This is a genomic window from Sporomusa sphaeroides DSM 2875 (genome assembly GCF_001941975.2).
Classification (GTDB): domain Bacteria; phylum Bacillota; class Negativicutes; order Sporomusales; family Sporomusaceae; genus Sporomusa; species Sporomusa sphaeroides.
In genome coordinates this window covers 3,308,391-3,323,797 of record NZ_CP146991.1, presented here as the reverse complement: position 1 = coordinate 3,323,797, position 15,407 = coordinate 3,308,391, and the positions used below count along the sequence as shown (strand labels likewise).

12 protein-coding genes are annotated in these 15,407 nt (G+C 45.7%); 10 read left to right on the top strand and 2 right to left on the bottom strand.

The features are described from left to right. From SPSPH_RS15525 to SPSPH_RS15480, 10 genes are all read left to right on the top strand, one after another. Complete coding sequence (locus SPSPH_RS15525; protein ID WP_075757326.1) at positions 1-1,413, top strand: trimethylamine methyltransferase family protein; 1,413 nt, start codon at positions 1-3, stop codon at positions 1,411-1,413. Between the two features lie 558 nt (positions 1,414-1,971). Beyond that, positions 1,972-2,610: a corrinoid protein gene (locus SPSPH_RS15520; RefSeq protein WP_075757327.1), complete on the top strand. Its 639-nt coding sequence runs from the start codon at positions 1,972-1,974 to the stop codon at positions 2,608-2,610. Positions 2,611-2,625: 15 nt separating this feature from the next. After that, a complete protein-coding gene (locus SPSPH_RS15515; RefSeq protein ID WP_075757328.1) occupies positions 2,626-3,426 on the top strand; it encodes a methyltetrahydrofolate cobalamin methyltransferase in 801 nt (266 codons plus the stop codon). A gap of 56 nt (positions 3,427-3,482) precedes the next feature. Then, on the top strand, positions 3,483-4,883 hold the full coding sequence (locus tag SPSPH_RS15510; RefSeq protein ID WP_075757329.1) for a trimethylamine methyltransferase family protein: 1,401 nt from the start codon (positions 3,483-3,485) through the stop codon (positions 4,881-4,883). A gap of 181 nt (positions 4,884-5,064) precedes the next feature. Then, the gene (caiT, locus tag SPSPH_RS15505; RefSeq protein ID WP_075757330.1) at positions 5,065-6,663 is read left to right on the top strand and encodes an L-carnitine/gamma-butyrobetaine antiporter; all 1,599 of its coding nucleotides are present in this window, start codon (positions 5,065-5,067) and stop codon (positions 6,661-6,663) included. Between the two features lie 174 nt (positions 6,664-6,837). Further along, complete coding sequence (locus tag SPSPH_RS15500) at positions 6,838-8,376, top strand: BCCT family transporter (RefSeq protein WP_075757331.1); 1,539 nt, start codon at positions 6,838-6,840, stop codon at positions 8,374-8,376. 91 nt (positions 8,377-8,467) lie between these two features. Further along, complete coding sequence (locus SPSPH_RS15495; protein ID WP_075757332.1) at positions 8,468-10,435, top strand: hydantoinase/oxoprolinase N-terminal domain-containing protein; 1,968 nt, start codon at positions 8,468-8,470, stop codon at positions 10,433-10,435. Between the two features lie 60 nt (positions 10,436-10,495). Beyond that, positions 10,496-12,451, top strand: a complete 1,956-nt coding sequence (locus SPSPH_RS15490; protein WP_075757333.1) for a glycine betaine ABC transporter substrate-binding protein — start codon at positions 10,496-10,498, stop codon at positions 12,449-12,451. A gap of 102 nt (positions 12,452-12,553) precedes the next feature. After that, on the top strand, positions 12,554-12,736 hold the full coding sequence (locus SPSPH_RS15485; protein ID WP_075757334.1) for a hypothetical protein: 183 nt from the start codon (positions 12,554-12,556) through the stop codon (positions 12,734-12,736). A 181-nt stretch (positions 12,737-12,917) separates the two neighbouring features. Next, positions 12,918-13,604: a vitamin B12 dependent-methionine synthase activation domain-containing protein gene (locus tag SPSPH_RS15480; RefSeq protein WP_075757335.1), complete on the top strand. Its 687-nt coding sequence runs from the start codon at positions 12,918-12,920 to the stop codon at positions 13,602-13,604. 158 nt (positions 13,605-13,762) lie between these two features. Here the strand turns inward: SPSPH_RS15480 and SPSPH_RS15475 are convergent, their stop codons facing one another. Further along, entirely contained in the window at positions 13,763-14,605 is an 843-nt protein-coding gene (locus tag SPSPH_RS15475; RefSeq protein WP_075757336.1) for a prohibitin family protein, read from the bottom strand. A 300-nt stretch (positions 14,606-14,905) separates the two neighbouring features. Continuing rightward, on the bottom strand, positions 14,906-15,385 hold the full coding sequence (locus SPSPH_RS15470) for a DUF1638 domain-containing protein (protein WP_422396905.1): 480 nt from the start codon (positions 15,383-15,385) through the stop codon (positions 14,906-14,908). Between the last annotated feature and the right edge of the window lie 22 nt (positions 15,386-15,407).

Sequence of the window (15,407 nt, the reverse complement as noted above, 5' to 3'; positions counted from 1 at the left end):
ATGAGTGTAGCGACTATGACGGAAGACTTAAAGCAGATACATCTGGCAACGGTGAAAATTCTTGAAAAAACCGGCATGAAGTTTCTTCATCCGGACGTAATTGAGCTTTTACAGAAAAACGGAATCAAGGTTGACGGGCAAACGGCTTATTTTACCGAAGAACAACTGCTGGAGTGGATTGGCAAGGCTCCGTCGTCCTTTGCGATGTATGCGCGTAATTCCAAGTATGATATTACCGTGGGCGGCGATAACGTCGAGTGCTTCCCCGCCTATGGTCCGCCGCTCGTACTGGAGCTTGATGGCAGCAAGCGGCCGGCGCAAATGGAGGATTATGTCCGGTTTTTGAAGCTTTATCAACAATGCGACCATTTTAACGCCAATGGAGGGATGATTGTCCAACCGGCTGACCAGGGTATCGGTGCCTTGTTATACGCTACACTGCTGCATTCCGATAAATGCATTGTTACCGGATCAGGCAAAGCCGATGAGGTAGAAGCGCTTATGGACATGTTAGGCATCGTTTTTGGTAAAGCTGACTTGGTAAATAAGCCCAGGGCGACGACCATTGTCAATACTAATACGCCGCTGCAGTTAGACCGTACGATGTTAGAGACCTTATTAGTCTTTACTAAGTATTCTCAGCCGGCAGTTATTGCGGCCTGCGCTATGGCGGGGACGACTGCGCCGATAACCCTGGCAGGCACAATGGCCTTGCATAATGCAGAAGTTTTGGCCGGTATTGCCGTCGCTCAGATGATGAATCCAGGCACACCTGTGGTATACGGAACCCAAACCACCACCTCTGATATGAAGAGCGGCAGTATTGCCAGTGGTTCGCCGGAAGGAGCGTTATGTTATCAGTACGGGGCGCGGCTGGCAAAGGCCTATGGACTTCCTTGCCGGGGAGGTGGTGCTGTAACCGATGCGAAGTCGCTGTCAATACAAGCCGGTTATGAGAGTATGCTCACACTGTTGGCCGCACATGGGGCAAAAACCAATATCATTATCCATGCTGCCGGTATTGTTGACAGTTATAGCTGCATAAGTTATGAAAAGCTGATTGCGGATTTTGAGATTATCGGTATGGTCAGACGTTTCTTAAAAGGGATAGAGGTTAACGAGGAGACTCTTGCTATTGATGTAATTAATAACGTAGGCATTGCTGGTCATTTCTTAACTCAGACTCATACTATGCGGCATTGCCGTAAAGAATCTTTCTTACCGGAAATCAGCCTTAAAGGGGCTGTTACCGGTGATCCAAACCAAGAAATACTGCAGAATATCAATAAAAAGATGGATAAAATGCTGGCAGCGTACGCAAGACCGGAACTGCCTGAGGCTACTGTCCGGGAGCTTAAAAAATATCTCGCAGATAAAGGGCTTAACCAGGCAGAACTTGATAAACTGGGCTAGACAAAAAGGCCGCGTTGGACTGTCGTTCAACGCGGCCTCTTTTTGCTGATTCACAGGATGTAAGGTTGTGTGTGTTTAAAAGGGCAACTTCGGCTTCCATCGTCGCCAAAGGCTCGGCGCAAGCCGTGTTTTCTTTACCGCCTGCAAATATTCCTATCAACTGAAAGAAAAACTTTCACTGCCTTGCACTACTTTTCACAATAGTCAGCAAGGTGCTATTTTGTTGAAATATTCGAAAAATAATGACAGCAGTAGCTGTAATTTTCCTGTATTTGAGTGAAAGGAATCCTTTCGGTAGGGAAGGTCCGCGGCACTGATTTCGTGGTTTTCAGGGAAAGTGGTTAATCTAGGCACCCGGGTTTACCGGCTAAAATGCCCCAAAATGCTTTTATTACGAATAGTTTATTGAAAAAAATGAGTAATTTTAAAAAATTTCCATTCTTTACACTATTTTTATCGCCTGCAAAAAAGGGTGGCACGAATTGTGCAATAGTTAAAAGTGACGGCACAATAACGCTGAAGGAAAGCAAAATTCAAATTTTAGGAGGTAGATATTGTATGAGCAATTTCGAAAAGTTAGCAGAAGCGGTGTATCAGGGTGATGATGAAGAGGTAAAGACGATTACCCAGGGGATGATAGCAGCCGGTGTAAAGCCGATGGAGATCGTCAGCAAGGGCTTGCTGGCCGGCATGGACATCGTTGCGCCCAAGTTCAAGGCAGGCGAAATGTTTATTCCGGAAGTTATGATGTCGGCCAAAGCTTTGTCTGAAGGGTTAACCATTGTTAAGCCGCTGTTATCGGCGGAGGATTCGGCTAATGTATCCACCTTTGTCATGGGCACGGTAAAGGGCGATTTGCACGATATCGGCAAAAATCTGGTAGTCATGCTGCTGGAAAGCGGCGGCTTCAATGTAGTGGACCTGGGTGTGGATGTTACACCAGAGGCTTTTGTTGAGGCTATCAAGGAGCATAAGCCACAGATTGTCGGCATGTGCGCGCTTCTTACCACTACCATGATGGCCATGCAGGATACTATTGATGCCATCACCGAAGCCGGCTTGAGAGATAAGGTGAAGGTGCTGGTTGGCGGCGCTCCCTTATATCCGGAATTTGCCGAAAAAATCGGCGCTGACGGCTATTGTGTCGATGCGGTGGCTTGCAAGGAAATATCTGCTAAGATTGTGGCCAAAAACTAAAATGGAGGTTACATTGTGCTAATTGTAGGAGAACTGATTAATACCAGCCGAAAAGCCATCAGTGAAGCCGTTGAAGGAAAAGATGCCCAATATATTCAGCAAGTGGCCCGGGAGCAATTAGACGCAGGCGCTAACTATATTGACGTCAATTGCGGCAATAAGGTGTTTAATGAAGTGGAGTATATGCAGTGGCTGGTAACTACCATTCAGGAAGCCGTGCAGGCGCCGCTTTGTATCGACAGCCCCAACCCGCAGGCGCTGGAAGCCGGTTTGGCCTTGGCTAAATACGGTACACCAATGATTAATTCCATTACCGACGAGGGTCCAAGATTTGAGGCCATCCTGCCCTTGGTACTGAAGTATAAAGCCAAAGTAGTCGCCCTGTGCATGGACGATCATGGGATGCCGGAGACAGCGGCAGACCGGATGCGGGTGGTGGACAGCCTGTATCGCAAACTGACTGCGGCAGGGGTTAAGGATGACGATATCTATTTTGATCCTTTGGTAAAACCGGTAAGCAGTGTGCAGACAGCAGGAGTCGAAGTGCTGGAGACCATCAAGCTGATAAAACAGAACTATCCTGACGTTCACTTTATGTGCGGTCTGAGCAATGTGTCGTACGGGCTGCCTAACAGGAAAGTGCTGAACCGGTTATTTGTGGCTCAGACTATGACCCTGGGAATGGACGGCTATATTTTGAATCCTACCGATAAGAGCATGATGGGAGTCATTTACGCCGGCGCGACGCTGTTAGGCAAAGATGATTACTGCATGGGCTATTTAAAAGCTCATCGTAAAGGGATTTATGAAGAATAAACAAATTATAGCTTCCAGTTCTAAGAGGAGTTATTAATGAGGAGGAAATAAAACAGATGCAAAGATATCAGACAGTTCGCACAGAGGATATCGAGACAATCCATCAAACCTCGCTTAAAATCATGGAGGAAGTCGGCGTTATCTTTAGTTACGCGCCGGCCCGGGAGATTTTGGCCAAAGGCGGCGCTAAAGTTGAGGGAGAAACAGTCTATTTCCCTAAAGGTATGGTGGAACGGGAACTGAAGCATGTTCCCTCCTCGTTTACCCTGCATGCCCGCAACCCGGAAAAGAACGTTGAGTTTAATACGGAAGAGACGAGATTTGTGGGTCCTTATGGTGCGCCTTTCGTCATGGATCTGGATAATGGCCGGCGTCCAGGCACCTTGGATGATTTTATCAAGCTGGTAAAATTATGCCAAATGATGAACAATATCGACGTTCAAAGCCATATCCCCTGCGAACCTGGCGATACGGATGCTGACACCCGTCATCTGGATATGGTTTACAACACCATTAAATACAGTGATAAACCGCTTATGGGCAGTGTTTTGGGCTATGAAGCATCCAAAGAAAACATTGAAATGGCAGCAATTGCTCATGGCGGTCTGGACGCCATCAAAGATAAGCCTGTAATTATTTCTATTCCTTGCACCTTGACGCCACTTAGCTATGACGACAAAATGGCCGGCGCCATCATCGCTTATGCCGAATACCGCCAGCCGCAGCTGGTTAACTCGCTCTGCCTTGCCGGAGCCACCTCGCCGGCAACTATTGCCGGAAGCATCGCCGTGCAAAATGCGGAAATTTTGGCAGGGATTGTTTTGGCTCAGTTAGTAAGTCCCGGCACTCCTATTGTCTATTCTGCTTCCGGTTCCAGTACCGATATGCGTTATGGCAACCTGTCCATTGGCGCCCCCGAAAGCGCTCTCTTCTCGCTGGTCAATGGACACCTGGCAAAATATTATAAGATTCCCTGCCGGATAAGCGGTACTCTCTCTGACAGTAAACAGGTCGACGCCCAGGCAGGTTATGAGTCTATGATGACCCTGATGATGGCGCAAATGGCCGGCGGCAACTTCATTCTCCACTCTGCCGGTATTTTGGATACTTATAATTGTGTATCTTTCGAGAAATTAATGATCGACGATGAAATTATCGGGATGGTAAAACGGATTGGCCGGGGCGTTACCGTAAATGACGAGACTTTGGCATTCGATGTCGCTAAACAGGTCGGTCCCCGCGGCGAATATATCACCAACAAACATACCTTCGCTCATTTCCGTAAAGAGTTTTATCAGGCTCAGTTGAGTGACAGAGCCAGAGTTAACCAAGACGGTCTGACGATAGAAGAGCGGGCTAATGCACGCTGGAAAAAGATGCTGGAGGAATACGTACAACCAGTATTGCCTGAGGATGTAGACGCTGAGCTGCAGCGCTATATCGCCAGCAAAAGATAATTAAAAACAAGTCAGCAGCCAGATAATAAAACCCCATTTCCTTCTGTGAAGGGGTGTCCGGAGGGCGGGGTGGTTTCCACTTGCCGAAAAGACCACGCCGTCTAAAGCGACACCTCTCCACTGGGGGAGATGGGGATATTTTTTATGGGTTTGAGGCATTGAAATATAGGGGGAATGGCGCATGAAAAAAGATAGTGGTGCAATTGATAAACTGTTGTTTTGGCCGCCCTTAGTATTGGTTGGGATTATTAGTGCAGCAATTATCGCTAATCCCGAGGCGAGCTCTGCCACCGCAAATAAAGTATTTGCGTTTTTAAGCGGCCCGCTGGGATGGACATATCAGCTCTTTGTTTTGATTAATTTTGCCGTGGTGCTTTATTTTGTATTTGGCAAGTTTGCCAATAAACGTTTTGGCGGCGATAAACCCGAATTCAGCACTTTGAGCTGGCTGGGGATGCTGTTTTCCGCAGGCACGACGGCAGCCATTGTGTATTGGGCTCCCATTGAGTTCTACATGTATCTGTCAGAACCGCCTTTTGGCCTGGAACCGTTCTCACCTCAGGCCGCGGCAATGGCTTCCGCGTATCCGCTGCTTAACTGGGGGCCGAGCAGCTATGCTCTCTATGTGGGGATTGGCGTAGTATTTGGCTACATATTCTTTGTGCAGGGTACAGATGTATTCAGGCCCAGTGCGGCTTGCCAGGAATTCATGGGCGAGTACGGCGGCAGATATGTCGGTAAGGCCATTGATGTTTTTTATATGGTTGGTATTATCGCCGGCATTGGTACCTCCATCGGTCTGGGGACACCGCTTTTAAGCGAGGTTATTACCAGGATCACGGGTATACCGCACACGCTGGGCATGGATGCGGCGCTGCTGGTTAGCTGGACAATTCTTGTGGCCATTTGCGTCTATGGCGGACTGGATAAGGGGATTAGATTCCTGAGTGATTTCAGGAACTATCTGGGCTTTGGTTTGCTGGCCTTTGTGTTGGTGGCTGGACCGACTTCGTTTATCTTTAACAATTTCTTTGACAGCCTGGGCGTAATGCTTACGAATTTTTTCCGTATCAGCTTATATACTGATCCGATTCAGCAATCGGGAATTCCGCAGAACTGGACGATCTTCTACTTTGCCTGGTTCCTTTCCTTTGCGATCAGCACAGGGATGTATCTTGCCAGAATATCCCGAGGCAGAACAGTGCGGGAGTTTACGCTGGGTGCGACACTTTCGGGTGTAACCTGTGTATACACCTATTTTGCGATATTTGGCAACTACACGCTTGACTTACAAACCAGGGGAGTAATCAATCTGGGGAAAATTATTAAAACCCAGGGTGTCCCGGGAGCCATTGTCGAGATATTTTCCACCTTGCCTATTAGCTTTATTATCTTACCTATAGTTTTGGTACTGCTGTTTATCTCCAATGCAACCGTTATTAACGGTATCGCCTATACACTTGCTATGGTAACAACAGCAAAGCTGGGGGCCGGCGAAGAACCGGCAAAATGGAATCGCGTATTTTGGGCGGTGGTTTTAGGCGGTTTTTCGCTCACGCTGATATTCCTGGGAGGTATGAAGCCGCTGCAGACCTCAGTAGTTGCCAGTTCCTTCCCGGCCATGTTTATCATTGGGATTATTGTATATGGCTTTATCAAGAAGGCAGGTAAGGACTGGAACGATACACAGCCGGAACCCTGTGAAACGCCCCATAATTTTACCTCAGGTACAGGTACTGAAGTACCGGTTGAGCCGCGCAATGGTAATGAGTCCTGCTGATATTGAATGTAATTAATCAGTTGCTTGACTGACCGGAATTATTGTGCCGGTTGCAAACACTATGAGAGAAAAATACAAGGTTACTACGGAAGCTAATTTCGGCATACCTTGTATTTTTCACTCTATGGCTAAGCTTTAGCCGGTGTATTTATTTCAGGAAAAGAGGGCTAACCCATGACTAATATTTTCGGCAAGATTGATAGAGCGATGTTTTGGACAGCCATTATTATTTCCGGTATTTTTGTTGGCTGGGCTGTTATCACGCCGCAAGGTATGACTGAGGATCTGGGGAAGATTTTAAAGTTTTTCACAGAATATTTTGGTTGGCTCTTTATCAGCGGGGTAACCATATTTTTGGCGTTTTGTCTTATTCTCGCCTTCAGTAAATATGGAGATATCAAACTTGGAAAAGATGAGGATGAACCGGAATACAGTACCTATGTGTGGATTGCCATGCTATTTAGTGCCGGTATGGGGATCGGGCTTGTTTTCTGGGGGATTGCAGAACCAATGACGTATTTTGGCAACCCGCCTTTTGGGGAGGCTAATAGCCCGGAAGCAGCAGCTATAGCTATGCGTTATTCCTTTTTTCACTGGGGTCTGCACCCATGGTGCATGTACGCAGTAGTTGCAATGTCTTTAGGCTATTTCCAATACCGGAAAGGATTGCCGGGTTTGGTCAGTTCCTGCCTGTATCCTATTTTGGGTGAAAAAGGTATCAAGGGTCCTATTGGCAGAGGCATTGATTCTTTTGTTGTAGTCACTACTCTGTTCGGTCTTGCCAATATTTTGGGAATGGGCAGCATGCAAATTAACAGCGGTTTGAACTTTGTTTATGGCCTGCCTAATAATACGGCAGTAACCTTGGGGATTATCGCAGTTCTTACTGCGATGTTTTGTGTTTCCTCGGCTGTTGGCATTGAAAAAGGCATGAAATTTTTGAGCAAATCTAATATGGTGCTTTTCTTTTCGATGATGGCGTTTATGCTGGTTTTTGGTCCTACAAGATATATTATTAACATGTTTTTTGAAACGCTGGGACAATATTTTCATAACATTGTATGGATGAGTCTCTACCTGGATGCCACCGGAACTGTTGCCAAAAAAGTGGGATATAACTGGGTTGGCAGCTGGACCATATTTTACTGGACATGGTGGATCGGCTGGGCGCCATTTGTAGGCGGATTTATCGCCAAAATATCCAAGGGCCGCACCATTAGGGAATTTGTCCTGGCGGTTTTATTTGCTCCTTCTTTGCTTAGCTTTGTTTGGTTTGCGATTACCGGAGGATTAGGTATGGATATCGACTTAAACGGAGCTGGAGGAATAGCGGCAGCCGTGGCTAAAGATGTTAGCAGTGCATTGTTTGTGGCTTTGAGTCATCTGCCTATACCGGCAATAACCAGCACAATTTGTATAGGGCTGATTTTAACTTTCTTCCTTACTTCTGCCGATTCGGCAACCTCTGTATTGGGGCAAATGACCTCCGGCGGAGATTTGAATCCCTCCAAGGCTTCAAAAGTGCTTTGGGGAGTTATCGAAGGAGCTGTTGGGGCAATTATTGTAGTAACCGGAGGAGTTAATGCCGTAAAATCTGTTTCTGTTGCTTTTGGCTTTCCTATAATGATTATCATGTTGGTTATGTTATATCCATTTGTTAAGGCAATGAATGAGGATTTGATAAAAAATCAATCTGACAAGAAATCTCAGTAGGAATCCTCAACGATAGAAGAAGTCTCTTATAGAACAATGGATACGTCCGGTTCGGGATTACAAGTGTGATTGCGGAAGGGAGATGCGGGAAATGGCGTTTAGACTTGGCATAGACACTGGTGGCACCTATACTGACGGAGTAATATGGGAGGATTCCGAACAAAAAATAGTTACCAAAGCCAAAGCACTAACCACACATGGCAATTTAGTGGAAGGAATAACTAACTGTCTGCAGGCATTGCAGTTTGATGATTTGACCAGGATTAAAGGGGTGGCACTGTCAACGACCCTGGCGACCAACGCCATTGTTGAAGGGCGGGGGTGTGAGGCTGGCCTTCTGTTAATCGGTCATCAGCCGATAGCTGCAATACCGACTCCCTATGTTGAGGTTGTTACCGGCGGACATGATGTGCGGGGCAATCCATTAGCTGAGCTTGATACTAATGGCATTCATTTAGCTCTGGACAGGTTTAACGGCAAAGTGGAAGCGGTGGCAATTTCCGGTTATTTCAGTGTCCGCAATCCCGAGCATGAAGCGATCGCCCGCGAGCTTGTCAGCAGTAAGCTGGGAATTCCGGTGGTATGCGGCCATCAATTGACAACAGCACTGGGGTTCCATGAACGGACAGTAACGGCGGTATTAAACGCCAAACTCATTCCGGTTATCGCGGAGCTAATCACTTCTGTAAAAGCGGTCATAAGCAGCATGGGTATTACGGCACCCTTAATGCTGGTAAAAGGTAATGGCACCCTGATGAACGAGGAAACCGCCAGGAAAAAGCCTATTGACACCATTCTTTCCGGACCGGCTGCCAGTGTTATTGGCAGCACTACGCTTGCCGGCTGTCCGGAAGCTGTCGTCATAGATATGGGCGGAACAACCACCGATATTGCGATATTAAAAAATCATAAGCCGCGCATCAGTCCGGAAGGAGCCACGATCAATAACTGGCTGACACGGGTTGAGGCGGCAGAAATATATACATACGGCATCGGCGGTGACAGCTATATTCATCTGCATAATGGCAAAGAGCTGGTGGTTGGTCCCCAAAAAGTGTGGCCGTTGTCCCTGGTAGTTAAGCAATATCCATATCTGCAGGAAGAAATACAAGAGCAGGCGGAAATAAAAAGCTGCTGGACTGATTTTCAGCCTACCGATGCTTTTATGTTAGTAAAAGACAAGTATGAAAAAGGCACGGCAATGGAGACAAGTATCATAAAATTGCTGGCAGCCGGCCCGCACACTTTTGACTATCTCGCAAGGCAGCTGCAGGATGAAGGGCTGGAAGACTATCAGCTGTTAGCTGCCCTGAGGCACCTGGCCGGAAATGGCGTTTTGGTTAAAACATCCTTGACACCCACCGATTTGCTGCATGTTAGGGGGCAGTATACTGCCTGGGATACTGATGCTGCGAAACTGGGTGTAGCCATTATGGCTAAAGAATTGGGCGTGGATACTGAGCAATTCTTAACAAGGGCATGGGCTGCCATTATGGAGAATCTCTATTTTGCGGTTATTCAAAGCTTGCTCAACTATGAAGGCAGTTCGATTTTGCTGCATAAGAATAACGACATTAAATACTTATTCCAACAGGCGTTCTATGCAGGCGGAGAAACTTTGGGATTAAGCGCTCACGTTACTTATCCCATCATCGCCATCGGCGCACCGGCTCATGCCTATTTGCCGCAGATCGCCAAGAAGTTGAATTGTGAATTGATTATACCTGAGAATGCGGATGTTGCCAATGCTATTGGTGCGGTAGCCGGACAGGTGGTCGAGAAGCTGAAGATACTTGTTAAAGCCCTGCCGGGACATGGAGCAGTCGTACATTTTCCATGGGAAAGAAAAACGGTTTCCGACTATCCGGCGGCTAAGCAGTTAGGAATCGAACAGGGACAATTGCAGGCAAAAGCGATGGCTGAACAGTCAGGCGCAGCCGATATTGAGATTGTAATGGAAGTGGAAGAGGTTTATGGCGACTCAAATAGAAGCTTAGGCGACAAAACCCTGCTGGAAACAAGGATCACGATAATAGTACTGGGTCGTCCAAAATGGTGAGTCTAGAGTCAGGGAACAGTCCCTTGACTTGCGCAGCCAAATTTGCCGGGGAGTGGTAGTATGGTAATCAGGCCTTTATTAAACGCTATCGTATGTGTAGGGATTAATATACTGTGCTATTTCTCGTTAAACTTCTACGAAAAAATTAGCGTTTGGTCATTTCTGGCCATGCAAGTAATTGTTGTATTCTTCATCCTTATTTTTGATAGGGTTTCTTTAGCAATAGACAATAAGGATAATCTTGCTGACCAGATTGCGGAAGATTTAATAGCCGGTAATTTTTCCAGTAGTAATCACAATAGCAAAGCCAGCTTGCTTGAAGGGAAGCTAAGTCAATTTACGGGACAGATACGGAAAACCATTGCCGAGATATACGGGGTGGTACGGGTGGCAAGCAGTACCGGCATCTATCTGGCAAAAGATATTGCTGGCATGCTGCAAGCTACCGATAAGATTTCAGGTACATTGACTTATATGGCGCAAGGAAATTCCGAAGTTGCGTATTCGGTATCAGAAGCATCTGGTAAAATGGCGAAAGTGTATCAGGCAGTGGTGGAGATAAAAAATCAAATTGAACTGATTAACGACAGCTCGCAAAAAACCATGCTGCTGGTTACGGAAGGGAACCTGGCTTTAGAGGTTCAAAGCCAAAAATTGTATGAAAGTATCCAATCCTTTAAACAAGTTGTCGGTGTTATCGGTATTTTGAAAAAGAATGGGCTTGAAATTAATTCAATTGTTAACACCATTTCCAATATTTCTTCGCAAACCAACTTATTGGCGTTAAATGCAGCTATTGAGGCGGCTCGTGCCGGTGAAGCCGGCAGAGGCTTTACCGTAGTGGCGACAGAAGTAAAAAAGCTTGCGGAAGAGTGTAGTAATTCGGCTGTAAAAGTCAGGGAATTAATTGGAAAGATTAATTGTGAAATAGATACGGCCACAGAAGTGATAAATAACAATAATCAAACTGTATTGGAACAGGAAACTCATTTAAACAATACCAAGGAAGCATTTTCAAAGATAAATGGGGCAATGAATGTTGTTGAGAAAGAAATAGAAGATATTTTTGCTAAAATAAATGCGCTTACTACTTCCAGTGAAAGCATAAATGCCGATATGGAAAGCATTTCGGCGGTGTGCCAGGAGGCTGCAGCCAGTTCTGAAGAAATAGGCGCAGCGATGCAGGACAATGCTAACTCCATCGGCAGTATAACCGAAAGGTTCAGTGAACTGACCCAAAAAATTGATCAGATTTCCACTCAGCTTGAAAGCTACAAATATGTTAAGATTGCACATACCGAATTTACCGAGTCGCTATTTCAGGTAGAAATATTAAAAGAAATAATAAGACAAAAGTTGGGTATGGCAGCCGAAGGGATACTTGTACCTAATCCGGAAACCTGGAAATTGATAGCTGCAGGCAAAGCCGATGTCACGCTGTCATCGTGGCTGCCCTATGTGGATGAGGAATTGGAGCAGCAATACGGACATCAGGTAGAGAATCTGGGACCAAACCTTCCGGGCTGTAAGTTCGGTTTAGTGGTTCCCTCCTATGTTACGGTTAAGAGCATACCGGAACTGAAAAATCATTCATATAAATTTAGAAATAGAATATGTGCGCTGCAAAGGCGTACCAAAGTCAGTCAATGTACGGCAACGGCTTTAAAAGTATATGATTTACATGATTATATCATCGACTACAGCGACGAGGAAACCATGCTGCAGGCGGTGGAACAAGCGATTAGGAATAACGAATGGGTGGTTATGACCGGCTGGCAGCCTCATTATAAATTTTCGGTATATGACTTGAAATTCTTAGAAGACCCTAAAGGCGTATTTGGCAAGGAAGAGCATCTTACTACACTGGTTAGAAAAGACCTGAAAGCAGAGAATAAAGAGCTGTATGAGATCATCAGGAATTTCAAACTAAACATGGTTGATGTCAATACTGCCTTGCATGAAATAAAACAGGGAGCAAGGGTTAAGGATGTAGCCATGAAATATTTAAAGTCGTAATTGTTTTGTTCCTGTAAGTCATTAAACAGACCGAGTTTTTGACCATATTGCCGCATAGCCGGGTAAGAGGAGAAGAGTAAAAGATATCAGGTGGTGGAATGAATGTCACAATTACAAAACATTCAGGATAGCAGGCAAAGAACTTGTAACCATGAAATTATAGAAGAAGATACAGCGAAAACTATTATTAAAATTGTGGACATTGCAAAAGAAATTTTATTAATAACTGAACGTGGCTTGCCCATGGACGGCAACAAAAAGGAAGAACAGGATACAACCCAATAAACCTGTTAAAAGAAGGAAAAACTGTATGGCACATATTGAATATCATAGGTAATTGAGCTATAGTAAACTTAACTATTATAGGGTGAGTTGAGGGCGGGTTCTCTGACTCATTTCGTTAGGCACCTTAAAAATACGGACGAGTCAGGAAGTGTTCCCTGACTCGTGGAAGGGTAGTGATATTATGATTACCAAGCTTGTATATGAAGGTGATTCCATTACTATCGATATGGAGCAGCTATGTAAGGTTCTGCGTGTGAAGGCCGAAAGCCCGCATTTTGCTGGGATTCAGGAATTAGCTCTTGCAGCCCGGAAAATTGCAACCGTCAAAGCAGTATATAAAGTTGCTTTTGTAGAAGCAAAAAGTGAGAGTTCTGTTACAATCGACGACATAACATTTACCAGCCGGGTGCTGAGTGTGAATCTTGCCGATACTTACCGGGTATTTCCTTATGTAATAACCTGCGGGGAAGAGCTCGCCGCCTGGGCTAAAAATCAGCAGGATATGCTTGACAACTACTATGCTGACACTATCACCGAGATGATACTGAAAAATACACGCCAGACTTTCTTTGAGCAGCTTGATGAACATTGGGGTCTGGAGAGTACTGCCAATATGAATCCGGGTTCACTGGCTGACTGGCCAATTACCGAACAGAGGCCTCTCTTTAAGTTAATCGGGGATGTAGAGGCTCTGATTGGGGTTAGACTTAACGAAAGCTGTCTCATGGTACCCATAAAAAGTGTTTCCGGTATTCACTTTCCCAAGCAGGGCTCCTGGGAAAACTGCCAGCTATGCCCGCGGGAAAACTGTCCGGGGCGAAAGGCACCCTATGATGAGCATCTTTTTGAAGAGAAATTCAAACTGTGAAGCAGTACCGGATGCTATGCTTCACTTTTGCCGCCAGATAGGCTGGCTCCAGTTCACATGAGAATAAGCGCTCCTAAAAAAAACGTGAGTCAAGGAACAGTTCCTTGACTCACAATTATTTGTAGTTGCTTCCGCGGAGGTGCCAGTATAATCAGGGGTTATTTCACTTGATTGATATCAATGAACGGGGTGGCTCCCCCTGTTACTGAAGGCATTTTGCCATCCCATTTCTCAATAGCCCTCATTTGCGCTTCAATGCGTCTTAAGTCAATCAATTCCTGTGTAACCTCTTGCTTTTGCAGGCGCAGGGATTCAGCCTCCGCTTTGGCCCGCTCAACTTTTTGCTGAGCCTCAACGGCGATACGCTGGAGGTCAAGCTTAGCCTTTAAGGCATTTTGTTCAGCAATTTGCTTTTGTTCAATGGCATTATTGTATTCTGTGCTGAATTTGAATTCGGTAATATTGATTTCATCAAGTGCCATATGGTAGGTTGACAGTTTGGCGGCCAGGGTTTCCTTGACTTTGGCGCTAACCTCTGACCGTTTGGAAATCAGTTCTTCCGCCGTGTACTGAGCAGTAACAGCTTTAACGGCCTCGCCAATAGCCGGGGCTACAATGCGGTCTTCATAGGCTAACCCGACATTCTGGTAAAGCGTATTGACCTCGTCAGGTACCAGGTGAAAGTTTACTGCAATCGTAGTGGTCACAATTTGCAGGTCCCTGGAAGCGGCAGTTTGATCTGACTGGGCTTTGCCAACCCGCACATCAACGGGGATGACTTGTTGGACGAACGGAATTTTAAAATGGAGTCCTTCATTCAAGACCAAAGGTTGCACTGCTCCCAACTGGAGTACGATTCCACGGGTACCGGCTTGTACAATAACAATCGAGTTGAAAGCCAGGAGCAAGAGAATAATTCCTGCTAACACAAACGGAAGTAACACTTTAGTAAATTTTTCACCATTTTTGAGATTCATTTTTATTACATTGTCTTTTTCCATATTAGCCCCCTTAAAAAAATTGTTTCTCCAAGTATAACAGCACTATGCAGAATATGCAAAAAATTCTGCTCGATTTATGCAAAAAAAATGTCAACCAAGACCTTAATACCCCAAACTGGATCATCCCTAACCACTTCAGCCAGTGAGGAAGGTACCAGATTCGATTGATTCCGTCTGGGTAATTAGTAATGTATTACGATGCAAAATTTGGCTAATTATGGAATGTTTATAAAAAAGGGTAAGCAGTCTTAGTTCGATGGCGGTTCGAACCAGGAATGCTTACCTTTTTTTGCGGACTCGTCATACCTGCCCTTGTTTCCCGGTCAATATGGCTTGCCGGATGGCTGTTGTAATAGCCGCTTTAAAAGCGGCCAATCCTCCTTGCTCCACTTCAATGGGAATCCGGGTATGTTCAAAAAAATCCAGCAGTTGTTCATCGGTAATTTCGCTTACACCGGTATCTGTAAACAATATCCTGTCATAACAGGCAAAACTCTGGCGCATGGCAACCTCATCCACACCCCAGCCGGTGTCGAAAATTTCCCGCCATTTGAGCATCCAGCCGGAAGTCAGGCAAAAAGTCCGGGAATCCTGGCTGTGTTCACCCAGAATCAACTCAATACAGTTAGCCGGCTCGAACCGGATTACCGGATAATTTTGCAAAAACTCATCAAACTCGGGGTGACATTTGGAACCATAGAGCAGGATGATGCGGTCAGCAGCTACAGTATCCAGCGCCTGAAGGACAGCCGTTTTCAATTTTTTTAAATCCACATGCAATTTTGCTGGCAGATAGGTTAGC

Coding starts and splice junctions, on each gene's coding strand:
- SPSPH_RS15520 (WP_075757327.1), top strand. CDS start 1,972: ATGAGCAATTTCGAAAAGTTAGCAGAAGCGGTGTATCAGGGTGATGAT.
- SPSPH_RS15525 (WP_075757326.1), top strand. CDS start 1: ATGAGTGTAGCGACTATGACGGAAGACTTAAAGCAGATACATCTGGCA.
- SPSPH_RS15480 (WP_075757335.1), top strand. CDS start 12,918: ATGATTACCAAGCTTGTATATGAAGGTGATTCCATTACTATCGATATG.
- SPSPH_RS15475 (WP_075757336.1), bottom strand. CDS start 14,605: ATGGAAAAAGACAATGTAATAAAAATGAATCTCAAAAATGGTGAAAAA.
- SPSPH_RS15490 (WP_075757333.1), top strand. CDS start 10,496: ATGGTAATCAGGCCTTTATTAAACGCTATCGTATGTGTAGGGATTAAT.
- caiT (WP_075757330.1), top strand. CDS start 5,065: ATGAAAAAAGATAGTGGTGCAATTGATAAACTGTTGTTTTGGCCGCCC.
- SPSPH_RS15485 (WP_075757334.1), top strand. CDS start 12,554: ATGTCACAATTACAAAACATTCAGGATAGCAGGCAAAGAACTTGTAAC.
- SPSPH_RS15500 (WP_075757331.1), top strand. CDS start 6,838: ATGACTAATATTTTCGGCAAGATTGATAGAGCGATGTTTTGGACAGCC.
- SPSPH_RS15510 (WP_075757329.1), top strand. CDS start 3,483: ATGCAAAGATATCAGACAGTTCGCACAGAGGATATCGAGACAATCCAT.
- SPSPH_RS15495 (WP_075757332.1), top strand. CDS start 8,468: ATGGCGTTTAGACTTGGCATAGACACTGGTGGCACCTATACTGACGGA.